This window comes from Silvimonas soli (assembly GCF_030035605.1).
In the GTDB taxonomy this organism is placed as follows: Bacteria; Pseudomonadota; Gammaproteobacteria; order Burkholderiales; family Chitinibacteraceae; genus Silvimonas; species Silvimonas soli.
The window spans coordinates 3,286,036-3,308,032 of sequence record NZ_CP106736.1; the positions used below are offsets into that span (position 1 = coordinate 3,286,036).

Annotated in this window: 23 protein-coding genes; 20 read left to right on the plus strand and 3 right to left on the minus strand. The window is 56.2% G+C overall.

Annotated elements, in window-relative coordinates:
* The first annotated feature begins 202 nt into the window (after positions 1 to 202).
* Together N7220_RS15105 and N7220_RS15110 are read left to right on the plus strand one after the other, a co-directional pair.
* Positions 203 to 1,879, plus strand: coding sequence for an alpha-glucosidase (locus N7220_RS15105; protein ID WP_283148348.1), 1,677 nt, complete (start codon positions 203 to 205; stop codon positions 1,877 to 1,879).
* Positions 1,880 to 1,958: 79 nt separating this feature from the next.
* Positions 1,959 to 3,104, plus strand: coding sequence for a glycerate kinase (locus tag N7220_RS15110; protein ID WP_283148349.1), 1,146 nt, complete (start codon positions 1,959 to 1,961; stop codon positions 3,102 to 3,104).
* Positions 3,105 to 3,148: 44 nt separating this feature from the next.
* Here the strand turns inward: N7220_RS15110 and N7220_RS15115 are convergent, their stop codons facing one another.
* Both N7220_RS15115 and N7220_RS15120 read right to left on the minus strand, forming a co-directional pair.
* Positions 3,149 to 3,706, minus strand: a complete 558-nt coding sequence (locus N7220_RS15115; RefSeq protein ID WP_283148350.1) for a YbhB/YbcL family Raf kinase inhibitor-like protein — start codon at positions 3,704 to 3,706, stop codon at positions 3,149 to 3,151.
* A 186-nt stretch (positions 3,707 to 3,892) separates the two neighbouring features.
* Complete coding sequence (locus tag N7220_RS15120) at positions 3,893 to 4,813, minus strand: AraC family transcriptional regulator (protein ID WP_283148351.1); 921 nt, start codon at positions 4,811 to 4,813, stop codon at positions 3,893 to 3,895.
* A gap of 363 nt (positions 4,814 to 5,176) precedes the next feature.
* Here N7220_RS15120 and cysE point away from each other — a divergent pair, with 363 nt between their 5' ends.
* From cysE to N7220_RS15180, 12 genes are all read left to right on the plus strand, one after another.
* Complete coding sequence (gene cysE / locus N7220_RS15125) at positions 5,177 to 5,929, plus strand: serine O-acetyltransferase (RefSeq protein WP_283148352.1); 753 nt, start codon at positions 5,177 to 5,179, stop codon at positions 5,927 to 5,929.
* A 116-nt stretch (positions 5,930 to 6,045) separates the two neighbouring features.
* Positions 6,046 to 6,546, plus strand: a complete 501-nt coding sequence (gene iscR, locus N7220_RS15130) for a Fe-S cluster assembly transcriptional regulator IscR (protein WP_283148353.1) — start codon at positions 6,046 to 6,048, stop codon at positions 6,544 to 6,546.
* Positions 6,547 to 6,677: 131 nt separating this feature from the next.
* A complete protein-coding gene (locus N7220_RS15135; protein WP_283148354.1) occupies positions 6,678 to 7,892 on the plus strand; it encodes an IscS subfamily cysteine desulfurase in 1,215 nt (404 codons plus the stop codon).
* Between the two features lie 150 nt (positions 7,893 to 8,042).
* Positions 8,043 to 8,426, plus strand: a complete 384-nt coding sequence (gene iscU / locus N7220_RS15140; RefSeq protein WP_283148355.1) for a Fe-S cluster assembly scaffold IscU — start codon at positions 8,043 to 8,045, stop codon at positions 8,424 to 8,426.
* 93 nt (positions 8,427 to 8,519) lie between these two features.
* Positions 8,520 to 8,843: an iron-sulfur cluster assembly protein IscA gene (gene iscA, locus N7220_RS15145; RefSeq protein WP_283148356.1), complete on the plus strand. Its 324-nt coding sequence runs from the start codon at positions 8,520 to 8,522 to the stop codon at positions 8,841 to 8,843.
* Positions 8,844 to 8,984: 141 nt separating this feature from the next.
* Complete coding sequence (gene hscB / locus N7220_RS15150; RefSeq protein ID WP_283148357.1) at positions 8,985 to 9,518, plus strand: Fe-S protein assembly co-chaperone HscB; 534 nt, start codon at positions 8,985 to 8,987, stop codon at positions 9,516 to 9,518.
* 207 nt (positions 9,519 to 9,725) lie between these two features.
* Positions 9,726 to 11,582: a Fe-S protein assembly chaperone HscA gene (gene hscA, locus N7220_RS15155; protein WP_283148358.1), complete on the plus strand. Its 1,857-nt coding sequence runs from the start codon at positions 9,726 to 9,728 to the stop codon at positions 11,580 to 11,582.
* A 19-nt stretch (positions 11,583 to 11,601) separates the two neighbouring features.
* Positions 11,602 to 11,940, plus strand: coding sequence for an ISC system 2Fe-2S type ferredoxin (gene fdx, locus N7220_RS15160; protein WP_283148359.1), 339 nt, complete (start codon positions 11,602 to 11,604; stop codon positions 11,938 to 11,940).
* Positions 11,940 to 12,434 (plus strand): YbaK/EbsC family protein, encoded by a 495-nt coding sequence (locus N7220_RS15165; RefSeq protein WP_283148360.1) that lies wholly within the window; start codon positions 11,940 to 11,942, stop codon positions 12,432 to 12,434. The genes fdx and N7220_RS15165 overlap by 1 nt, the downstream gene beginning before the upstream one ends.
* Complete coding sequence (iscX, locus tag N7220_RS15170) at positions 12,431 to 12,622, plus strand: Fe-S cluster assembly protein IscX (protein WP_283148361.1); 192 nt, start codon at positions 12,431 to 12,433, stop codon at positions 12,620 to 12,622. The genes N7220_RS15165 and iscX overlap by 4 nt, the downstream gene beginning before the upstream one ends.
* A gap of 107 nt (positions 12,623 to 12,729) precedes the next feature.
* Positions 12,730 to 13,701 (plus strand): HD-GYP domain-containing protein, encoded by a 972-nt coding sequence (locus tag N7220_RS15175; RefSeq protein WP_283148362.1) that lies wholly within the window; start codon positions 12,730 to 12,732, stop codon positions 13,699 to 13,701.
* A gap of 54 nt (positions 13,702 to 13,755) precedes the next feature.
* Positions 13,756 to 14,070 carry a DUF2322 family protein gene (locus N7220_RS15180; RefSeq protein WP_283148363.1) on the plus strand — a complete coding sequence of 105 codons (315 nt, stop codon included), beginning with the start codon at positions 13,756 to 13,758 and terminating at the stop codon, positions 14,068 to 14,070.
* 96 nt (positions 14,071 to 14,166) lie between these two features.
* On the opposite strand, the gene cysB is transcribed toward N7220_RS15180, so the two are convergent.
* On the minus strand, positions 14,167 to 15,117 hold the full coding sequence (gene cysB / locus N7220_RS15185; protein ID WP_283148364.1) for an HTH-type transcriptional regulator CysB: 951 nt from the start codon (positions 15,115 to 15,117) through the stop codon (positions 14,167 to 14,169).
* 132 nt (positions 15,118 to 15,249) lie between these two features.
* Here cysB and N7220_RS15190 point away from each other — a divergent pair, with 132 nt between their 5' ends.
* From N7220_RS15190 to N7220_RS15215, 6 genes are all read left to right on the plus strand, one after another.
* The gene (locus N7220_RS15190; protein WP_283148365.1) at positions 15,250 to 16,023 is read left to right on the plus strand and encodes a sulfite exporter TauE/SafE family protein; all 774 of its coding nucleotides are present in this window, start codon (positions 15,250 to 15,252) and stop codon (positions 16,021 to 16,023) included.
* A 57-nt stretch (positions 16,024 to 16,080) separates the two neighbouring features.
* Positions 16,081 to 16,818 carry a phosphoadenylyl-sulfate reductase gene (locus N7220_RS15195; protein WP_283148366.1) on the plus strand — a complete coding sequence of 246 codons (738 nt, stop codon included), beginning with the start codon at positions 16,081 to 16,083 and terminating at the stop codon, positions 16,816 to 16,818.
* 174 nt (positions 16,819 to 16,992) lie between these two features.
* Positions 16,993 to 17,874, plus strand: coding sequence for a glucosamine kinase nucleotide-binding domain-containing protein (locus tag N7220_RS15200; protein WP_283148367.1), 882 nt, complete (start codon positions 16,993 to 16,995; stop codon positions 17,872 to 17,874).
* Positions 17,875 to 17,975: 101 nt separating this feature from the next.
* The gene (locus N7220_RS15205; RefSeq protein ID WP_283148368.1) at positions 17,976 to 18,716 is read left to right on the plus strand and encodes a GntR family transcriptional regulator; all 741 of its coding nucleotides are present in this window, start codon (positions 17,976 to 17,978) and stop codon (positions 18,714 to 18,716) included.
* A gap of 576 nt (positions 18,717 to 19,292) precedes the next feature.
* Positions 19,293 to 20,546, plus strand: coding sequence for an ABC transporter substrate-binding protein (locus N7220_RS15210; protein WP_283148369.1), 1,254 nt, complete (start codon positions 19,293 to 19,295; stop codon positions 20,544 to 20,546).
* A gap of 193 nt (positions 20,547 to 20,739) precedes the next feature.
* Positions 20,740 to 21,987, plus strand: coding sequence for an ABC transporter substrate-binding protein (locus N7220_RS15215; RefSeq protein WP_283148370.1), 1,248 nt, complete (start codon positions 20,740 to 20,742; stop codon positions 21,985 to 21,987).
* Positions 21,988 to 21,997 lie beyond the last annotated feature (10 nt).

Below are 21,997 nucleotides of genomic sequence, written 5' to 3' on the forward strand. Positions count from 1 at the left end.
ACAACTGCGTTGCATGCTCATTCAGAACCAGGCCGACCCAGAACCGGGCCAACCGGCGTTGTACTGTCTCTGGCTCCACTACATTAAGTTAATTTATAGCTCAACGGTTACGCGGATGCTGTTCTGCAATATTGGCTTGCTAAGTTTTCAGCGAAATCTGACAAAAATTTGCGTTTCACCCTGACCAGATTAAGGGCGACACATGGCTAAACAAAGTAAGGCGTGGTGGCGCGGTGCAGTGATTTATCAGATATACCCACGCAGTTTTATGGACAGCAATGGTGACGGCGTGGGCGACCTGCCCGGTATTCGCCAGCACGTTCCATACCTGAAGCGTTTGAACGTCGATGCGGTGTGGATTTCGCCCTTTTTCAAATCGCCGATGAAGGACTTTGGCTACGACGTTGCCGATTACCGCGAGGTCGATCCGCTGTTTGGCACGCTGGCCGATTTTGATGCGCTGGTGGCGGATCTGCACAAAGCCGGTTTGCGGGTGATTATTGACCAGGTGCTGTCGCACAGCGCGGACGTGCATCCGTGGTTTGAAGAAAGCCGCCAAAGCCGTGATAACCCCAAGGCTGACTGGTATGTGTGGGCCGATGCCAAATCCGATGGCACGCCGCCTTCCAACTGGCTTTCGGTGTTCGGTGGTTCAGCATGGCAATGGGATGCACAACGGCGGCAGTACTACCTGCACAATTTTCTGGTCTCACAGCCAGACCTGAATTTTCATTGCGAAGACGTACAACAAGCGACTCTGGATAACATCGAGTTCTGGCTGAAACGCGGTGTGGATGGTTTTCGCTTTGATGCCTGCAATTACCACTTTCACGACCGCAAACTGCGCAGCAATCCGCCCGCCGCAGTGGTGGATGACATCACCGTCACTGCTGCTAATCCCTACGGCATGCAGCAGCACTTGTATGACAAAAGTCGCCCGCAAAATCTGAAGTTTCTCAAGCGTCTACGCAAGCTGCTGGACCAATATGGTGCAGCCAGTGTGGGCGAGGTGGGGGACGATGACTCATTAACGCGCATGGCTGAATACACATCGGGCGGCGACAAGCTCAATCAGGCCTACAGTTTCAATTTGCTGACCGAACATTATTCAGCCGAGTTCATTCGCGGCCAGGTGTTGGCGATGGAGCATCATCTGGCCAATTACGACAAGCCGGGCTGGGTGTGCTGGTCGGTGGGCAATCATGACGTGCCGCGGGTGCTTACTCGCTGGGGCCACAATGTGGCTGATCCACAATTTTCCAGAATGGTGCTGGCGCTGTTGACCACCTTGCGCGGCAGCAGTTGTATTTATCAGGGCGACGAGCTGGGCCTGCCCGAAGCCGATATTCCTTTTGATTTGCTGCAAGACCCGTATGGCAAAGCGTTCTGGCCGCAGTTCAAAGGCCGCGATGGCTGCCGCGCGCCCATGCCCTGGAAAAAGCATGCAGCCAACGCCGGGTTCACGGTGGGCACACCGTGGCTACCCATCCCCGAGGAACACAAAGCGCATGCCGCGACGGTGCAAGAACGGCCACTGGATTCGGTGCTCAATTTCACCCGGCATTTTCTGGCATGGCGCCGCCATTATCCGGCGCTGATCCGCGGGGACATCAAGTTCTACAAAGCGCCTGAGCCGGTACTGCTGTTTACCCGCAAACTGGATGACACCACCATCCTGGTAGCGCTGAATCTGGGCGACGCGGAAATGCGCGTGACGCTCCCTGGCACTTTGCACAATGTGATTCCCTTGTCCGGACATGGTTTGGGGCGCGGGTTGATCGACGATGGTGTGATCGATCCCGGGCGTTTGGCGGCTCTTTTGCTACGGTTCGGTAGTTCATTCACCCCAAAGCGGTGCGGCTCCGCGAGGGCTGGGTGAGCAATTCGTTGCATCTGACGGGATTGCAATTCAGGATTAGCGAATCCGCTAGCGCACCCGTTACCGCGAATACACAAACATGAAAATCGTTATTGCTCCCGATTCATACAAGGAAAGCCTGAGCGCGCTGGAAGTTGCCATCCAGATCGAAGCCGGATTTCGCGAAGTCTTTCCATCTGCGGATTACCTCAAGATGCCGATGGCGGATGGCGGCGAAGGCACAGTGCAAGCCATGGTTGAGGCCACGCAAGGCAGACGCGTTGAGGTGGCGGTGACTGGGCCGTCAGGTGAACCGGTGGCCGCGTTCTATGGCTTGACCGGTGATGGCCGTACCGCAGTGATCGAAATGGCTGCGGCCAGTGGTTTGGCATTGCTGACGCCAGCGCAACGCAATCCGCTGTTTACCACCAGTTATGGTACCGGCGAGTTGATTGGTGCCGCGCTGGACGCGGGTGCTCGCCATTTCATTCTCGGTATTGGCGGCAGTGCCACCAACGATGGTGGCGTGGGAATGGCCCAGGCGCTGGGCGCGCGTTTTATCACGGCCGAGGGCAAGGAACTCGGGCACGGTGGCGCTGCGCTGGCGCAACTGGCCAATATTGATCTGGCTGGACTTGATCCGCGCCTGGCGCAAAGTGCGATTGAAGTCGCTTGTGATGTCGATAATCCGCTCACCGGCCCGAACGGCGCTTCTGCGGTATTTGGCCCGCAAAAAGGCGCGACGCCAGAGATGGTGCGCCAGCTTGATGCCAATCTCGCGCACTACGCCGGGATCATTCAGCGCGACTTGGGCCTGGATGTGAATAACGTCGCCGGAGCTGGCGCTGCTGGTGGCATGGGCGCGGGTATGCTCGCGTTCTTGCAGGGTCGTTTGCGTGCGGGCGGTGATATCGTCGCCGAAGCTGTGGGGCTGGATGCGGCAATACGCAATGCCGATCTGGTCATCACGGGGGAAGGGCGCATGGACGGCCAGACCATTCATGGCAAAACGCCCATGGCCGTAGCGCTGGTGGCGCAACGCCACGGCGTGCCAGTGATTGGCATTGCCGGAAGTTTATCCGGCGATGTGGCCGTGGTTTACCAGCATGGTATCGACGCCGTATTCAGTGTATTGCACTCCGCCAGCACGCTAGACGAGGCACTAGTCCAGGCGGCGCAGAATGTGCGGCTAGCCGCGCGCAATGTGGCGGCGGCCATTAAAGTGGGCCAGATCATCGGGCGATGATTGGCACTGCCGATTGATCATTGGCCCGCTTCAAGCCACGGGCATCAGCGCCCGTAGGTGGCGGTGATGGTCGCGCTGCCGATGGCCTGCGCCTGAATGGCAGCGCTGACCCGCTCCGGACTGTCATCCGGTTTTACTGCCAGATTGGGCACTTTTAGCGCATAAACAGTGAAGTTGTAGTGATGCGGTTTGTCGCCCTGCGGCGGGCAAGCGCCGCCCCAATAGGCACTGCCGCCGCTGGAGTGGCTTTGCTGCGCGCCCGCGGGCAAACCCTTGCCGCCATAGCCACCAGCGTCAGCGACCAGATGGTTGGTGCTGGCAGGCAAATTGAAAAGCAGCCAATGCCACCAGCCATGCGCGCCCGGGGCATCCGGGTCGTGCACGATTATTGCAAAGCTTTGAGTGCCAGCAGGCGGGTTCTGCCAGACCAGATCAGGCGAAATATTCTGGCCACGGCAGCCATCGCCATAGGCCACTTGTTTTTGCGACAAGGTAGCGCCGTTGGTGACTTCTTTGCTGGTCAGTACAAAATCAGCGGCACTGCCGTAGCTTGCGGCTAGCGCCAGGATAGTGGCGGAGAGAAGTTGGATAAGTTGTTTCATGGGCTTCGTTCCTCGTTACTGTGTCGGTTGTCGTGTTGCGGTATGCATCCGCATCTCTCAAATCAAACGCAGTCTCAATTTACGAAAACATGGCGCGAAGGTATCGCCGCAATCGGTCAGATTCTCGCCTGTACCGGTCAAAATTCAACGTATCCGGTATCGGCCAAGCGTACTCGCGTGGAGGGATCAGGCGTTTTGCATGTCGGCTGTTGCCCGTTCTGCCGTGCCAGCCTTGGGTAAAAAGTCCGTCGGGGATTGCTCAAACGAGGCCCGCAAGGCCAACGGCGCCAGACCAAAGCGCAAACGAAAAGCCGCACCAAAGCGTGAGGGCGAGGAATAGCCGCACGCCTCGGCAACGCGCTGGATGGGCGTGTGCCCGTCCAGCACCATGCCCAGCGCACGCTCCATGCGCACATCGTTGAGTAATTCGCTGAACGACGTCCCTTCATCCCGCAAACGGCGACGTAGCGATGATTCACTCAGTGCCAGCTTGCGAGCAACGTCGTCGGCCCGCCAGTCAGCGGCGACGTTACTGTAAATTGCCCAGACCACGCGTTCGCGCCAGCGGCCAGGTTGCGCCATCAGCAACTCGCGGCCAACACCTTGCCGGGCCAGCGCCAGCCATAAGGCCTCCCAGCGCAACTCGACCAGCGCGTCAGACAGTTTGTCGTGATGCGGCAGCAGAATTTCGCCGACATAATCGGCCAGCGCCTTGCGGCAGTTTTCGTCAGGTTGAATCTGGGGGTCGCCATCGAGCCGGGCGGGCAGCACGCTGGCATAACGTTGGCGGAACCGTTGCAGCATGCTGGCATCGGCAGCGATCACCACTGCGGCGAAATAACCTTTGTCCGGATCGGGCACGTTGGTGAAGGTGATTTCGGTGCCCGCATTGACGGTAAACCAGTCGCCGGCGCGGCAGACATATTCATGCTGCCCGGTCTTGATGTGCTTCTCGCCCGCCAATACGGCAATCAGGCACGGCACAAAGTACGGCGTGCGCTGTACTTGCACACGTTGGTGAAAGCGAAACAGCGCGGCGCCGCCCACGAAAGTGCGTTCGGTCAGATGCGGCAGAGCCAGTAGCTGTGTCAGGAGAGTCTCATGCATGGTCGGCTCCGCCGGATAGGTCGGCGCATAGACTACCGCGTGTTTTTCGGTTTTTCCTGAATTTATTGTGAATGTCGCGAAATCAGCCGCCAGACGTTGTCTTTGGCCTACACCTTCGCGCAATAACGCACGGCGGCGCGAGGGCGTTATTGATTAGCGTAAAGCGGCGTTTGAAGTGTTTTTAAGTGGCGGATTTACCCGCAAAACACCCGTCATTCGGTCTGCTGATTGGCCGAAACAAAATCGTGAAGAAAAAATAATGCAACAATATCAACGGGTTGCGTGGGTGTGTGCGGCTGGTCTTACAAATAAAAGTCGAGTAAAATAGTCGGCTTTCTAACCTTCCCTGAAAGCCAGCTGCTTATGCTAGATCGCTTGCGTGAAGACATCCGGGCCATTCTTGACCGCGACCCCGCCGCTCGTTCGATTTGGGAGGTGGTGATCTGTTACCCGGGCTTTCAGGCGCAAACGTTGCATCGCATGGCACACGGCTTGTGGCTGCGTGATTGCAAATTGCTGGCACGCACGGTGTCCCATTTTGGTCGCTGGCTGACCGGCATCGAAATCCACCCCGGCGCGACCATTGGCCGCCGCGTGTTTATCGACCATGGCATGGGTACGGTGATTGGCGAAACCGCCGAGGTTGGCGACGATTGCACCTTGTACCAAGGCGTGACACTCGGCGGGACATCTTTGCATGAAGGCAAACGCCATCCCACGCTGGAACCCGGTGTGGTGGTCGGTGCCGGTGCCAAAGTACTGGGCGGATTTGTGGTCGGGCAGGGCGCCAAGATTGGCCCGAACGCAGTGGTGATCAAAGCGGTTCCGGCTGGCGCGACCATGGTGGCCAATCTGGCGCGCATGGTCGACAAAGAACGCGACAAAGCCCGTGCTGAACAAGCGCAGAAGATGGGTTTTTCTGCTTACGGCATTAGCGATGACATGAACGACCCCACGGCCAAGGCCATTCACGGTTTGCTGGATCATTCCGTCATCACCGACAAGCGCCTGGAAATGATTCTGGCCCGACTGGAACAGTTGGGTGTGGATTGCACCCAGGAACGGGCCGAGCAAGATTCGTTTGATCCCAATTACCTGAACCGGATTGTGGATTGAGTGTGCTGCTGCCGCCATTAGACCGCGAAAACCCGACTGAACTACCAGGGCTTTTACTTGACTAAAACTGTAGGGTATTTTACGATTCACCCTATTCGACCACCCAGGACAAAGCGATGCGACTGACGACCAAAGGCCGGTTTGCCGTTACGGCAATGCTCGACCTGTCCCTGCGCCAAGCCAAAGGGCCGGTGACCCTGGCTGGTATCAGCGAGCGCCAGCAGATTTCGCTTTCCTACCTGGAACAACTGTTTGGCAAGCTGCGCCGCCGTGAACTGGTGGAAAGCGTGCGTGGACCGGGCGGTGGTTACTGTCTGGCGCGTAGTGCGGACCAGATCACCGTGGCAGAGATCATCAAGGCCGTGGATGAGCCCATTGACGCTACCCAGTGTGGCGGCAAGGAAAACTGCCTGGAAGATCACCGCTGCATGACCCACGATTTGTGGGCCAGCCTGAACAAAACCATTTATGACTATTTGTCGTCGGTCACGCTGGCGCAACTGGTCGAGCAGCAGCACGAAAAGCTGCGTCGCAAAGAACAATGCCAATCCGCAGTTTTGCTGGATCAGCGTCATACAAAACCGGTGGAAGCGGCCAGTTTGCTGCCGGGCGCATAAGCCAGGAACAAAGATATTTAACAGGTGTGATGCCATGAATCGGCATCGGCCTGGCAGTAGAGTCAGACAAGCCAAGAAGTAGAACCAGCCAGAAACTCTTACAAGCACAGATTGAGTACGGAGTACCCGCAATGGACCGCAAGTTGCCGATTTACCTTGATTACTCTGCTACCACCCCGGTTGATCCGCGCGTGGCACAGAAAATGATTCCGTACCTGACCGAACATTTCGGCAACCCGGCATCGCGTTCGCACGCGTATGGCTGGGAAACGGAATCGGCCGTGGAAGAAGCGCGTGAGCAAGTTGCCGCGTTGCTGAACTGCGATGCCAAGGAAATCGTGTTTACGTCCGGCGCGACCGAGTCAGACAACCTGGCCATTAAGGGCGCGGCGCACTTCTACCAATCCAAAGGCAAGCACCTGATCACCGTGAAGACCGAGCACAAAGCCGTGCTTGATACCATGCGTGAGCTGGAGCGTGAAGGTTTCGAAGTTACCTATCTGGATGTGAAAGACGACGGTCTGCTGGATATGGACGTGCTTAAAGCCGCCATCCGCCCGGACACCATCCTGATCTCGGTAATGTACGTGAACAACGAAATCGGCGTGATTCAAGACGTTGATACCATTGGCGATCTGTGCCGCGAGAAAGGCATTATTTTCCATGTCGACGCTGCACAAGCCACCGGCAAAGTAGCGATCGATCTGCAAAAGAGCAAAATCGATCTGCTGGCCCTGTCGGCGCACAAGACTTACGGACCGAAAGGCATCGGCGCGCTGTTTATCCGCCGCAAGCCACGTGTTCGTCTGGAAGCACAAATGCACGGTGGCGGCCACGAACGTGGTTTCCGCTCCGGCACGCTGGCGACTCACCAGATCGTGGGCATGGGCGAAGCGTATCGTCTGGCACGCGAAGAAATGGGCACCGAACTGGAACGCACCCGCATGCTGCGTGATCGGCTGTGGGCGGGTTTGTCCGATATTGAAGAAACCCACTTGAACGGTGATCTGGAACAACGCGTTCCGCATAACCTGAACGTGAGCTTCAATTTTGTTGAAGGCGAATCGCTGATCATGGCGCTGAAAGAACTGGCCGTGTCGTCCGGTTCTGCCTGCACCTCGGCCAGTCTGGAGCCTTCTTATGTGCTGCGCGCACTCGGTCGTTCCGATGAGCTGGCGCATTCGTCGATCCGCTTCACTATCGGCCGTTTTACTACGGTTGAAGATATCGACTTTGCCATCAAATTGATTCATGAAAAGATCGGCAAGCTGCGTGAACTCTCCCCGCTGTGGGAAATGTTCAAAGACGGCATCGATATCAGCCAGGTGCAGTGGGCTGCGCACTAATTGTGTTTGCGCAGTAAGGCGCGAAGATTGATAGCGCCAAACCTGCACTTCGACTTGAACGGTTAAACAGCAGAATATTTTATGGCGATGAGCGAACGGGTTTGAGGTTTACGCCTCACCTTTGCGGCTCATCCCTCTCAGGAGAATCTCATGGCATATAGCGAAAAACTGATCGACCATTACGAAAACCCGCGCAACGTTGGCTCGTTTGAAAAGGGCGACGAAACCGTAGGCACCGGCATGGTCGGCGCACCGGCCTGTGGTGACGTGATGAAGCTGCAGATCAAGGTGGGCGCGGACGGCGTAATTGAAGACGCCAAGTTCAAAACCTACGGCTGTGGTTCGGCGATTGCCTCGTCCTCGCTCGTGACCGAGTGGGTCAAGGGCAAAACCCTGGACGAAGCACTGTCGATCAAGAACACCCATATTGCTGAAGAACTGGCACTGCCGCCGGTGAAAATCCACTGCTCCATCCTGGCGGAAGACGCCATCAAGGCTGCAGTGCTCGACTACAAGCAAAAGCACGACGCGTAAATTGCGAGTGAGCGGTAGGGTTTGCACGCTTTTGCGTGCGAACGCGGTCAAGCTGACGGTGCGCATGAATGCGCACCCTACGGAGTTCGGTGAATGTCTTTGACTTTGAGTGAACGCGCGGCAACGCATATTGCCGGTTACCTCGCCCGCCGTGGCAAGGGTGTGGGCGTGCGCCTGGCAGTGAAAACATCCGGCTGTTCGGGCATGGCCTACAAGCTGGAATTCGTCGATGCGCAAAGCGAAACCGACGTGGTCTACGAAAGCTTTGGCGTGAAGATTTTCACGGATGCCAAAAGCCTGCCATATATCGATGGCACAGAACTGGACTACGCCAAAGAAGGCCTGAACGAAGGCTTCAAGTTCAATAATCCGAACGTGAAGAACGAGTGCGGCTGCGGCGAAAGCTTCCACGTTTGAGCGACGCGACCAGAGCCTGATGCCGGCAGTGCCGCATCGGCGCGCTGGAATAGTCCGGTAGATAACTGCAACAAGAAACACGGTGTTGGGTTGTTTTCTTGTTAATCTTGGTACTTTCATAGCTTGCGGCCCGCGTCGTCCATGACTTTCGATTTCAATCAGACTCATTTCCAGCTATTCCAGTTGCCCGCGACCTTTGCTCTTGATGGCAAAGCGCTGGAGACGCAATATCGCGCCTTGCAAGCTACGTATCATCCTGACCGCTTTGCCAGTGCTGACGATGCGCAACGGCGTTTGTCGCTGCAGATCGCCACGCAAGTGAACGAAGCCTGGCAAACACTCAAGTCTCCCGTCGCCCGTGCCCGCTATTTGCTGCAATTGAATGGCGTAGATACCGAAGAAGAAACCAATACCGCCATGCCGATGGATTTTCTGATGAATCAGATGATCTGGCGTGAACATATTGCCGAAGGCAAAGCCTCGCAAAATGTGGAGCGGCTGGAAGAGCTGAACGGTGAATTGCGCCAGGAAATTCACGCGCTGGAAGATGAACTCGGCCGCCTGATCGATGACGAAGGTCGTTATGCGGATGCGGCGATGGCAGTGCGCAAACTGCGCTTTATGGAAAAGCTGGATCAGGAAATCGGTAACGCGATTGAGTCCGTGCTGTATTGATTTGGTCTGACTGGTTTTGGCCACGCCGCAGTGAATGATTAGCCAGCGAGACCATTTTTCTTTTCGGCCTGGAATTCGGGTGGATTGACCCGGCAGGCCCGAAACAAAAATGCACTCATTACCGGGTTTGTCGGCAACGATAACCCAACCGTTTACAGGCGCGCGAATCGCAAACGCGCGCCTTTTTGACTTTAGAGGACAGGACCAATGGCCCTGCTGCAAATCGCCGAACCTGGCATGTCTGCCGCCCCGCACCAGCATCGTCTGGCGGTCGGTATTGATCTGGGTACCACCAATTCGCTCGTCGCGACAGTTCGCAGCGGTAGTGCAGTCTGTTTGCCGGATGCTGAGGGCCGTGCCTTGCTGCCATCGGTGGTGAACTACGGCGCCGAAGGTGTCATCACGGTGGGTCATGCTGCGCAAGCGCGCCAGAACAAAGACCCATCCAACACCGTGGTTTCGGTCAAACGCTTTATGGGCCGCGGCTTGAAAGACATAGCCGATCTGGCTACGCCGTACCGTTTTGTCGACGAACCCGGCATGCTCAAGCTACAGACGGTGGCTGGGGTGAAAAGCCCGGTTGAGGTCTCTGCGGACATCCTGCGTGCCTTGAAAAACCGCGCTGAAGAAAGTCTCGGTGGCGAACTGGTTGGCGCGGTAATCACCGTTCCGGCGTATTTTGACGACGCCCAACGCCAGGCGACCAAAGACGCGGCGCGACTGGCCGGTTTGAACGTACTGCGTTTGCTGAACGAACCTACCGCCGCCGCGATCGCCTACGGTCTGGATAACGGCGCCGAAGGCACTTACGTGGTGTACGACCTGGGCGGTGGCACTTTTGATGTCTCCATCCTTGAGCTCACCCGTGGCGTGTTTGAAGTCAAAGCCACTTCGGGCGATTCGCAACTGGGTGGCGACGATTTTGACCATCGCATTCACTGCTGGGCCATGGAGCAAGCCGGTATCTCGCGCTTGAACGCACAGGACTCGCGTCTGCTGTTGACCCGTGCCCGCGAAGCCAAAGAGGCGTTGACTGACCACGACAGCACGCATCTCACCGCGTTGTTGTCTGATGGCGAAATGATCGACGTTGAGCTCACTGTGGCTCAACTGCATGAGATCACCGCGCATCTGGTGCAAAAGACACTTACGCCAGTCAAAAAAGCGTTGCGCGATGCCAAGCTCACCATTGCCGATATCAAAGGCGTAGTGCTGGTTGGAGGAGCCACCCGCATGCCGCAGGTACGCCGTGCCGTGGCCGATTTGTTTGGCAAAGCGCCGCTGACCAATCTGGACCCGGATAAAGTCGTGGCCTTGGGCGCAGCGATGCAGGCCGATGTGCTCGCTGGCAACAAGGGCGACGATGAATGGCTGCTGCTGGATGTGATTCCACTGTCGCTGGGTCTGGAAACCATGGGTGGTCTGACCGAGAAAGTCATTCCGCGTAACTCCACTATCCCGACTGCTCGCGCCCAGGAGTTCACCACCTTCAAAGACGGCCAGACCGCCATGGCGATCCATGTCTTGCAAGGCGAGCGTGAGTTGGTTGCGGATTGCCGCTCGCTGGCGCGCTTTGAACTGCGCGGCATTCCGCCGATGGTCGCTGGCGCAGCCCGCATTCGCGTGACCTTCCAGGTCGATGCAGACGGCTTGTTGTCCGTGTCGGCGCGTGAGTTGTCTACCGGGCTGGAGTCCAGCATTGCGGTGAAACCATCGTATGGCTTGAGTGACGATGAAATCGGCAAGATGCTGCTGGATTCGATGAAATTTGCGGCCGATGACATGACCGCCCGCAAACTGGCCGAAGCCAAGGTCGAAGCCACCAGCCTGTTGCAAGCCACCGAAGCCGCGCTGGCATCCGATGGCCATTTGCTCAATGCGCAAGAGCGCGTGGAAATCGACGCCGTACTGGCTCGCCTGGTGCAGCAACTGCAAGGCGACAATGCCGATACCATTCGCACCACCGCTGAAGAGCTCAACCAGGTGACGGGTGAGTTCGCTGGCCGCCGTATGGATGCAGCGGTCAAGCGCGGCCTGGCGGGTCAAAAAATTGGCGAACTCTGAGATTTAAAAGGACTGCACTGTGACTCAAATCGTCGTACTGCCTCATCCCTCGCTGTGCCCGGATGGTGCGGTCATTGAAGCCGAACCGGGTGTGTCGATCTGTGATGCCCTGCTGCAAAATGATATTGAAATCGAACATGCGTGCGAGAAATCGTGTGCATGCACGACCTGTCACGTGATCGTGCGCGAAGGCTTTAACAGCCTGGAACCCAGTGATGAACTGGAAGACGACTTGCTGGACAAAGCCTGGGGCCTGACTGCGCAATCGCGTTTGTCTTGCCAGGCGCTGGTTGAAGACACCGATCTGGTAGTGGAAATTCCGAAATACACCATCAACCACGCGCGGGAAAATCACTGATGACTGAAGCGATCTCTGCCAGCCAGCAACGGGTCGCCGATGTTCTCGCCCGGCATGATATCGCCGCGCGGATTGTGACCTTTGATGCATCAACCCGCACTGCTGCCGATGCTGCTCAGGCTATTGGCTGCGATGTCGCGCAAATTGCCAAATCCATCATTCTGAAAGCCAAACCCAGCCAGCGGCTGGTGTTGGTGGTCACCAGTGGCCGTAATCGCGTGTGCGAAAAAACCGTGGCGGAACTGGTGGGTGAAAAGGTTGGCCGCGCAGATGCCGATTTTGTGCGTGTGAAAACCGGTTTTGCCATTGGCGGTGTTGCGCCGGTAGCGCATATCGAAGAACCGATTACTTTGATCGACGAAGACCTGCTGACTTATGCAGAATTGTGGGCCGCCGCCGGTACGCCCAACAGCGTTTTCCGGCTCACCCCGACTGAACTTGTGGCACTCACCACCGGACGCGTTGCTCGCGTCAAAGAGGAGAACCCGGCATGAAATGGACAGATTCCCGCGATATCGCCATCGAACTGGCTGACCGCTTTCCCGAAATCGACCCGAAAACCATCCGCTTTACCGATCTGATGGAATGGGTGATGGCGCTCGACGACTTCAATGATGATCCCAAGCATTGTGGCGAGAAAATTCTTGAAGCCATTCAACTGGCCTGGATCGACGAAGTCTGACTCTGAATAGCTGGCGCGGATCGCTCCGGTTATGACCGGGCCACGCAGCCGACACATAAGCTAGAATCAGAGGCCACTTCGGCCCACTTACGGACCCATTCCCGACCATGCCTGCCGCGTCATCGACCCACGATACCAATTCCTCCCCAGTCAGCAGCGCGAGTTCGGTGGCCGGGTTGGTATTGCATGCGCGTTTTCAGTTGTTTGAAGCGCTGCAGGCCGAGCAACCGCAGGCGGACTTCTCACAACGCATCGCGGATATCGCGCAATTGCTACAGCAAGCCTGTACGCAAAACGAGGATGTGGCGCTGGCCGTGATCCTGCATGCACAAGAGGGCGGTTATGGTATTCGTCATGCCGTAGACACGGCGCTGGTTGTGGAGCTGGTGTGTCGGCGACTGGCCATGAACGTGCAGGATCGCCAGTCGGTGTTAAGCGCAACGCTGACCATGAATATCGGCATGATGGCGCTGCAGGAAACACTGTCCCGCCAGGCCGGACCGTTGACGCCGGAACAACGTACCTCAATGCATCAACATCCGCAGATAGGTCGCGATTTACTGCGCCGCTACGGTGTATCGGACCAACTGTGGCTCGATTGCGTGTTGCAGCATCACGAACTGCCCGATGGCAGTGGTTACCCGGCGCATTTACAGGGCGAGCAGATTTGCTTTGAAGCTCGCTTGATCGGGCTGGCCGACCGCTATTGCGCCATGTTGACCCAAGCAGCGTGGCGTAGCGGTAGCGTGGTGGACAGCGCGTTATTCCGCACCTTGCGCGGTCATGGCGGGGCCGATGCCAAGCTGGGCAGGTTGTTTGGCGACACGCTTGGTTTGTATCCGCCCGGTGCTGTTGTGCGTCTGGCCAATGGCGAGGTGGGCGTGGTGAAGCGTTCGTCTAACGAAGTGGCACCCTTGATTGCGGCATTGTTTGACCCGGCGGATCAAGCCTTGCCCGAGCCCATTGAACGCGATAGTGGTGATGCGCAATATGCCGTCGCCGATATGCTCGAACCGGCCGTATTGATTGGCCGCACCCGCTTTGAACAGGTCTGGGGTCCGGCCGCAGCGGGGCTTTGACGTCTTTTTTACTATTCAGGATCAATTCCAGAATCAACGATCAGGATTGGAAACATGCAATTTAGCGAAGTGCTGGCAACCTTGCCGAGCGTAGATCATTTGGGTGCATTGGAGTTGCTGGAGGGTGAGGCCGTTGCGGCCCGCCTGGAAAACCGGCCTGGTCAGGCTGGCAGCGTGCGCGTTTACCATGCGCTGTATCAGGAGTTTGGCGCGATTGATACTGTTGCGGCAGATAAAGGCCTGCGCTTGTATGCCGAGCACACTGAAGATGCGCTCAAGCATCCGGGCAAGCATCCGAACATTGATCGGCTATTGATGTTGGCCGAGGGTGGTCAGCCGCTCTCGGTGCGGCTTGTTGCCGCCGTCTGAGTTAATACACGGATTAAGATATCCGGGTAGCCAATAAAAAAGGCCAGCATTGCTGGCCTTTTTTATTGGTGAGCAATGCAGGCCTGCGCGGGCCGCTTACTCTTCTTCTTCACCTTCCGGCTCATTCATCAGTAGCGAGCCTTGCACCATTTCGCGGGTGAGATGCGGTGAGAACAGTTCAATGAACTCAAACGCATAACCACGTAGATACGCATCGCGGCGCACGCCAATTCGCGTGGTCGATGGCTCGAACAAATGACCGGCATCGATGGCGACCAGGCCGCGATCCCGTTCTGGCTCAAACGCCATGGTGGCCAGAATGCCGACACCCAGACCGAGGCTGACGTAGGTTTTGATTACGTCAGAGTCGATGGCAGTCAGCACCACGTTGGGAGTCAAGCCCCGGCTTTCAAAGGCGCGGTTGATCAATGAGCGGCCAGTAAAGGCAAAGTCATATGTCACCAGCGGGTAGGCGGCGACGTCTTCAAGCCCAATTTTGCGATCCAGCGCGGCGAGCGGGTGGCCTTCGGGTACCACGATGGAGCGATTCCATTCGTAGCATGGCAACATGGCCAGCTCCGGATAGTGATCGATGCCTTCGGTAGCAATGGCCAGATCGGCTTCACCCTCAACCACCATTTCACTAATCTGGGTCGGGCTGCCCTGTTTGATGGACAGCCGGACTTTGGGGTAGCGCGACAGAAACGCCTTGATGGTTTTGGGTAGCGCGTAACGGGCTTGCGTGTGCGTGGTGGCGATGGTGAGACTGCCGCCTTCGACATTCACAAACTCTTCGCCGATGCGCTTGAGGTTCTGCGCCTGCATCAAAATGCGTTCAGCAATATGCAGAATCTCGCGGCCAGGCGCGGTGACGTCGACGACGCGTTTACCGTTACGGATAAATATCTGTACGCCCAGTTCGTCTTCCAGCAAGCGGATCTGCTTGGAAATCCCCGGTTGCGATGTATGCAGCTTTTCTGCCGCTTCGGAGACGTTCAGCCCTTGCTTGGAGACTTCGACCAGGTACCGCAATTGCTGTAATTTCATGGCTTTCCCAATAAATAACCACGCATTCTAAAATCTTAACATAACAGTCTATAGCATTATAAACCGAATGATATCATCGCCAGTTCTGAGGGAACGGCCAGCCCGTGCACCCCTCTCTGACGAGGTTGCGTAATGGGTGTTGGGTTTGTTGTTTCTGGCTTGATTGTGGGATTTATCGTGGGTGTCACCGGGGTCGGTGGCGGTTCTCTAATGACGCCCATCCTGTTGTTTTTTGGTATCAGCCCGGCCACCGCGGTCGGCACCGACTTGCTGTACGCTTCTATCACCAAGGCCGGCGGCGTCTGGGTGCACCACAAGCATCGCAATATTGACTGGAAGGTCACGGGCTTGCTGGCGGCGGGTAGTGTGCCGGCATCGATGCTGACTTTATGGGCGCTGCATAGCCTGAAAGCAGATACGGCGGCCATCAATGGTCTGATCAAACATACGCTGGGCATTGCGCTGCTGCTGACCGCCGCAGCGATTCTGACCAAACCGCTGATCCAGAAGCTGTCTGCCAACCCGGCTGGTTTTCTGAAAGTGGATTCGGGCCAGCATCTGGCCGCTACGGTGACCACCGGCGTGGTGTTGGGTGTAATCGTTACGTTGTCATCGATTGGCGCCGGTGCTTTGGGCACTGTGGCGCTGTTTTTACTCTATCCGTTGATTCCCACTTCCCGACTGGTCGGGACCGAAATCGCCCACGCGGTGCCGCTGACCATGATCGCCGGACTGGGGCATGCCGGCTTGGGTAATCTGGATTGGTCGGTGCTGAGCTTTTTGCTGATGGGGTCATTGCCGGGGATTTATATCGGCAGTCACCTTTCCGGCCGTCTGCCTGACCGCTTTTTGCGACCACTGCTGGCCTTGATGTTGGCGCTGGTCGGCAGCAAGTTAGTGTTTTGAGGCTGGCTTGTGCCCACTGGCTAAATTGCCGTTGTTGAAATATTTCCGGAGTGTCTGATGGATCTCGAGAGCAAGATTGCCGATACGCTGGCCCTGCTTAACCGTATTGCAGCGGAGTTTTCTCCCGCCGTGTTTGCTAATTCATTTGGCGCCGAAGACATGGTGCTGACTGATTTGATTGCCCGCCATAACGTCGGCATTGCCTCGTTCAGTCTGGATACTGGTCGCCTGCCTGCAGAAACCTACGAGCTGATGCAAACCGTGCGCGAACGTTATCCGGATCATCCGGTGCAGGTGTTTTTCCCGGACGCGGTGGCGATTGAAGCATTTGTGAACGGCAATGGCATCAATGCCTTTTACGACTCGGTGGAGATGCGTAAAGGCTGCTGTCACATTCGCAAAATCGAACCGTTGCAACGCGCGCTGACCGGTAAAAAGGCTTGGGTAACCGGCCTGCGTCGCGAACAATCTCCTACCCGTACCGACTTGGGTAATCAGGAATATGACGCTGGCAACGGACTGGAAAAATTCAATCCGCTGATTGAATGGACCGAAAAAGACGTCTGGGCTTATATCAAAGCCAATAACGTGCCGTATAACGCTTTGCACGATAAGCATTATCCATCGATTGGCTGCGCGCCCTGTACGCGGGCCATCGCCGTGGGTGAAGACGTGCGTGCTGGCCGTTGGTGGTGGGAAAACCCGGAAAACAAGGAATGCGGTCTGCATGTAAAGGGCGGCGAAACCAGTGCGGTTTCGTTTGTCAGTAGCTTGCCTGGTGTTGCTAATCGTTGATTGAGAGCAACGCCTTACCAAGAGTCGTTGCCTAATTCTTACAATGCCGCCATCATCAGGGCGGCATTGTCGTTTTTGGCAATGGCAACTGAACACCACATGCCAGGCATGGGTGAAAATAAACGGCACCGCAACACGATTGCAGTGTCAGTACAGATGGAAAGGAATCGAATCATGGGTGGTCTTCAATACCTCATCGGCGTGGATGGTGGTGGCACTGGCACGCGTATCTGTATCTCGGGTCTGGACGGCGTAGAGCTGGTGCGGGCTGAAGCGGGGGCTTCTGCTCTGCAACAAGGCATCGATAAAGCATGGGCCAACATCCTGCAGGCCGTCCGCGACGGCTTTTCTGCCATCGGCGTCAATAGTCCGGATTTCTCGCTATGCGCCGTAGGTCTGGGAATGTCAGGTGTGCATAACCGCACCTGGGCAGCCGAGTTTGAAGCCAGCAACCCCGGCTTTGCCAAGATCATCGTGGAAACTGACGGTTTCTCTACCTTGCTGGGTGCGCACAATGGCGCACATGGCGCTGTCATCGCAGTGGGCACAGGCTCCATTGGTGAAGGCTGGTTGCCTGACGGCCAGCGCGTGGAAGTGGGCGGGTGGGGCTTTCCGACATCCGACGAAGGTTCGGGTGCGTATCTGGGCCTGAAAGCCATCAACCATATCCAGCGCCTGTTTGATGGTCGGCAGCCAATGACTGACTTCGGCCGAGCCTTGCTGGCTGAAGTGGGCGATACCAAAGAAAAGATTTTCGACTGGATGGGTAAGATGAAACAGGGCGAATGCGCCTCGTTGTCGCCCATCGTGGTTCAGTACGGCGAGAAAGATGCCGTCGCTCGCGGCTTTTTGCTGGATGCTGGCCGCGAAATCAAGATTATTGGCGCCGCATTGCGGACAACCGCACCAGACCTGCCGATCGCATTGTGCGGTGGTGGTTTGTCTGAAGCAATGCGTCCGTATATTCCAGCCGCCTTTCTCGCCACCACCTCGCGTCCACAGAAGGACTCGTGTGCCGGGGCGTTGATCCTGATCCACAAAGCGGTAAGCGCTTGAGTGTTTCTGCTGCAGCACATCCTTTATTCGGGTGTGCTGCCTGAACGACTTTTGCTGCATCGTTGGGAGACGATGCACCGCCAATAAGGGGAGTGCAGGATATGGATCAACAGCAAAAGCTGTTGTTTCTCAAGCCGGAAGCAGACAGCGCCACGCCGCTTTATCTGCAACTCAGCCACAAGCTGGCTGCCGCGATACACGCCGGGTTCTGGAAGGCTGAAGACCCGTTGCCGTCCGAGCGCACTTTTTGTGAGGTGCTGGGCTTGTCGCGGGTGACTGCGCGTAAAGCGCTGGATCTGTTGTACGAACAAGGCATGATCGTGCGCCGCCAGGGCGCTGGCACGTTTATCACTCCCAAGCTGGAACAACCGCTGTCGCGACTGACCAACTTGTCGGAAATGCTCAAGCAGCGTGGTTTTGTGCCGGGGAGTCGTTGGCTCAAGCGCGAAGTGGCTCCGGCTACCGCTGAAGAGTTGATGCGGCTTAACCTGGCGCCGAATGCGCGCGTCTCACGTTTGCTGCGGGTGCGTACTGCCAACGACGTGGTGATGGCGGTTGAAGAAACTGCGTTGCCGCATCATCTGGTGGCCGATCCGCTCAAGATTGGCGATTCGCTTTATGAATATATGCAGAACGCCAAGCTTAGTGTTGTAAGGGCGATACAGAATATCGCTGCGGTAAATGCCAATGCCCGGCTTGCTGGCCTGGCGGATATTCCGGAAGGGCAGGCGATGTTGCACCTGGTGCGGGTGGGTTATCTGGAAAACGGCCTGCCAGTTGAATTGACGCACTCCTGGTTTCGCAGCGATTACTACGACTTTGTGGTGGAATTGCATCGCTAAATCCAGTGTTTTTGCGCCTTTTGGCCGCATTTTTAAAAATCACGTGTGTAGTCATTTTCTTTGTGTGCTTGTATCTGACTACATGCGAGAAACGGTTCGGCCAGCTTGCCACGCAGTTTGTCGGCAGCCGATCCCATCAGGTGAATTGTGGAAGTAATTCACCGTATTGATAAATTGTTGTAATCTGCCAAAGCCTCGAAGAAAGAGGTGGGCATGGTCTGGCAGCGAAGCCGGCCTGGAACCAGAAATAACCCGACAATGAGCGGGTGTGCATAGAGGATGGGGAAGTGCAGTGGTCAAGATAGTCCGCTCACTACCCGGGAAACGAACAGATACAAGGTATTTCGGTCGGTGCAACCACGTTGCGCCTGGTCTTGTGCAGCCGCAATTTGCGCTGTCGCAGGATTGCCGTCGTAATCCAGGTTTTCAGTTCAGATTCCTTTCGCTATTTCTGTGTTTCTGTAAGTGCTTCGCCGCATGATGGAGTCGCTGTAGCTGCGCCGTATTGCAGCAAGTGACGACACCGGTTTAACCGGCGTGCATGACACTTACTCGAATAGAAGATGGGGAATCACGATGAAGTTCAGGAAGGTCGTTCTGGCGCTTGCCGCCGCCTCTTGTGCTGTAGCTTCGCTGCATGCCACCGCCGCCGACAAAGTCAAAGTCGAATTCTGGTCCAATAGCCTGTCGCCCAAGTTCGACGCCGTCATGAAAGACCTGACCGCGAAATTCAACGCTGCCAATCCTGATATCGAAGCAGTTTGGTCCGATGTAGATTGGGATGCCTTCCAGCCGCGCTTTGTTGCTGCGCTTGCTGCAGGTAACGCACCTGATCTGGTGAATCTCCCAGTGCCTTGGGCGGCCGAATATGCCCAGAAAGGCCTGCTGTTGCCCCTGGATAGCAAAATCGGCGGTTTCAAAAAGGTTTACACCGACGCGGCCATCAAGGACGTGACCTACGGCGGCAAAATCTACGGCCTGCCTTGGTACAACTCGGTTTCCATCATTGCCTACAACAAGGCGTTGTTCGACAAAGCGGGCCTGAAAGCTGCGCCCAAGTCACTCGACGAATTGTTTGCCTACTCCAAACAGCTTAAAGACAAGACCGGCGTGTCTGGTTTTGCTCCCAAGCTGCAAGAATTCTCCAGCTGGTTCATGTACGAAGGTCTGCCGGTTATCCAGAATGGCAAAGCGGTTTTCAATAGCCCGGAACACGTGAAGTTTGTTGAGCGTTTTGCCCAGGCGTACAAAGACGGTTCTATTCCAAAAGACGTGTTCAAGATGGAATTCGAACAGGAAATCGCCGCTTATGATTCTGGCAAGATTGCGATGATGACCACTTCGCCGCAAGCGCTCAAACGCACCCAGACTGATGCCAAGCCGATCTACGCGCAGACCGTGACCACATCGTTCCCGCTCTCTAACGGTAAAACCCCGTTTGGTGGCTACCTGTTCTTCTGGTCGGTGCCCAAGGGTTCCAAGCACGCTGATGCGGCTATCAAACTGGGTCAATTCCTGACCAACGATGCCAATCAGCTGGCGTTCTCCAAAGCTACCGAGACCACCTTCCCTTCGACCCGCAATGCGGTGGGTGATGCGTACTTCCAGAGCGGTGCCAATTCGACCGATCCTATTGAACATGGCCGCGCAGTCGCTGCGCTGGCGATTCGCGATACCCGGACGCTGACCGTAACCGGTTTGCCGGATGAAGCATCGATGAACAAAAAGCTGCAGGATGAACTGCAAGAAGCCATCGCGGGGCGCAAGCCGGTGAAGCAGGCGCTGGACGAAACTGTTGCCTTCTGGAACAGCAAGCTGGGTGCCAAATAGGCAGCAATTGTTGTAGGTGTATTACGCAATTGACATATTGCGTGGTCGCAAAATTTGTCGCGGGGATATCTGATACACTCCCGCGGCGTGCAGAAATCCGCATGATCTGATGGGCACACGTCGGATCAAGTGTGGTGTACCGCAAGGAAAAAATTCCTGGCGTATTTGTCGATAACTCCAAGAGGAAGACAAGATGAAGCTCAAGAAGATGTTGGCCGTAGGCGCTGTAGTTTTCGGTTTTGCTGCTGTTTACGCACAAGCTGATACCGAACTCGAATTCTGGACAATGAACCTGGCTCCTAAATTCAATGACTACTTCAACAAGTCAGTTGCTGACTTCAACAAAGCCAACCCAGGCCTGACCGCCAAGTGGGTTGACATGAACTGGGACCAGATCCAGCCGAAGCTGATCGCTTCCATCGCTGCTGGCAACCCGCCTGCACTGGTGAACTTCAATGTGCCTTGGGTGCATGACTTTGCCGCACAAGGCAACATCCTGCCGCTGGACCAATACCTGGGCGCAGCCAAGAACACTTACTCCGTTGGCGCGATCAAAGACGTGACCGTAAACGGCAAAGTGTACGCATTCCCTTGGTACAACTCTGTTTCGATCATCGCCTACAACAAGGACATCCTGGCTAAGGCTGGTGTGAAAGCTGCTCCGAAAAACTTTGACGAATTCGTTAAAGACGGTCAGCAAATCACTGCCAAGACTGGCGTTCCTGCATACGCACCGAAGCTGGGCAACTTCGTAGGTTGGTTCTACTACGCTGGCCTGCCAGTTGTTGAAAACGGCAAGGCCGTGTTCAACAGCCCGAAGCACATCGCTTTCGTTCAGAAATTTGCTGATCTGTACAAAGCCGGTGTAATGCCTAAGGACGTGTTCAAGGTTGAATTCGAGCAAGAAATCGCTGCGTACAACTCTGGCAAGATCGCCATGATGACTACCGCGCCTCAAGCTCTGAAGCGTACCGAAACTGATGCCAAGGCTGTTTACGCCAAGACTGGCGTTGCCAAGTTCCCGGTTGATGCCGGCAAAATGGCATTCGGCGCGTGGCTGATGGACTTCGTGATTCCGAAGGGCACCAAGGATCCTGCTGCAGCTGCCAAGCTGGGCGTGTTCCTGACCAACGACGAATCGCAAGTTGCATTCTCCAAGGCAACCGAAACCACCTTCCCATCGACCAAGAAGGGCAATCTGGATCCGTACTTCCAGGCTGGTGCCAAGAGCGCCGATGCAGTTGAACAAGGTCGTGCTGTTGCAGCTCAGTCCATGGACAACGCTCGCACTCTGACCATTCCGCCAGGCGTACTGCCAGACGAAGCAGCTATGAACAAGAAGCTGCAAGACGAGATCCAGGACGCAGTGGAAGGCCGCAAGCCAGTTAAGGCTGCGCTGGACGAAGCTGTTGCTGCCTGGAACGAAAAGCTGAAGAAATAAGCTGTTGCAG

Coding starts and splice junctions, on each gene's coding strand:
- N7220_RS15105 (WP_283148348.1), top strand. CDS start 203: ATGGCTAAACAAAGTAAGGCGTGGTGGCGCGGTGCAGTGATTTATCAG.
- N7220_RS15110 (WP_283148349.1), top strand. CDS start 1,959: ATGAAAATCGTTATTGCTCCCGATTCATACAAGGAAAGCCTGAGCGCG.
- N7220_RS15115 (WP_283148350.1), bottom strand. CDS start 3,706: ATGAAACAACTTATCCAACTTCTCTCCGCCACTATCCTGGCGCTAGCC.
- N7220_RS15120 (WP_283148351.1), bottom strand. CDS start 4,813: ATGCATGAGACTCTCCTGACACAGCTACTGGCTCTGCCGCATCTGACC.
- cysE (WP_283148352.1), top strand. CDS start 5,177: ATGCTAGATCGCTTGCGTGAAGACATCCGGGCCATTCTTGACCGCGAC.
- iscR (WP_283148353.1), top strand. CDS start 6,046: ATGCGACTGACGACCAAAGGCCGGTTTGCCGTTACGGCAATGCTCGAC.
- N7220_RS15135 (WP_283148354.1), top strand. CDS start 6,678: ATGGACCGCAAGTTGCCGATTTACCTTGATTACTCTGCTACCACCCCG.
- iscU (WP_283148355.1), top strand. CDS start 8,043: ATGGCATATAGCGAAAAACTGATCGACCATTACGAAAACCCGCGCAAC.
- iscA (WP_283148356.1), top strand. CDS start 8,520: ATGTCTTTGACTTTGAGTGAACGCGCGGCAACGCATATTGCCGGTTAC.
- hscB (WP_283148357.1), top strand. CDS start 8,985: ATGACTTTCGATTTCAATCAGACTCATTTCCAGCTATTCCAGTTGCCC.
- hscA (WP_283148358.1), top strand. CDS start 9,726: ATGGCCCTGCTGCAAATCGCCGAACCTGGCATGTCTGCCGCCCCGCAC.
- N7220_RS15165 (WP_283148360.1), top strand. CDS start 11,940: ATGACTGAAGCGATCTCTGCCAGCCAGCAACGGGTCGCCGATGTTCTC.
- iscX (WP_283148361.1), top strand. CDS start 12,431: ATGAAATGGACAGATTCCCGCGATATCGCCATCGAACTGGCTGACCGC.
- N7220_RS15175 (WP_283148362.1), top strand. CDS start 12,730: ATGCCTGCCGCGTCATCGACCCACGATACCAATTCCTCCCCAGTCAGC.
- N7220_RS15180 (WP_283148363.1), top strand. CDS start 13,756: ATGCAATTTAGCGAAGTGCTGGCAACCTTGCCGAGCGTAGATCATTTG.
- cysB (WP_283148364.1), bottom strand. CDS start 15,117: ATGAAATTACAGCAATTGCGGTACCTGGTCGAAGTCTCCAAGCAAGGG.
- N7220_RS15190 (WP_283148365.1), top strand. CDS start 15,250: ATGGGTGTTGGGTTTGTTGTTTCTGGCTTGATTGTGGGATTTATCGTG.
- N7220_RS15195 (WP_283148366.1), top strand. CDS start 16,081: ATGGATCTCGAGAGCAAGATTGCCGATACGCTGGCCCTGCTTAACCGT.
- N7220_RS15200 (WP_283148367.1), top strand. CDS start 16,993: ATGGGTGGTCTTCAATACCTCATCGGCGTGGATGGTGGTGGCACTGGC.
- N7220_RS15205 (WP_283148368.1), top strand. CDS start 17,976: ATGGATCAACAGCAAAAGCTGTTGTTTCTCAAGCCGGAAGCAGACAGC.
- N7220_RS15210 (WP_283148369.1), top strand. CDS start 19,293: ATGAAGTTCAGGAAGGTCGTTCTGGCGCTTGCCGCCGCCTCTTGTGCT.
- N7220_RS15215 (WP_283148370.1), top strand. CDS start 20,740: ATGAAGCTCAAGAAGATGTTGGCCGTAGGCGCTGTAGTTTTCGGTTTT.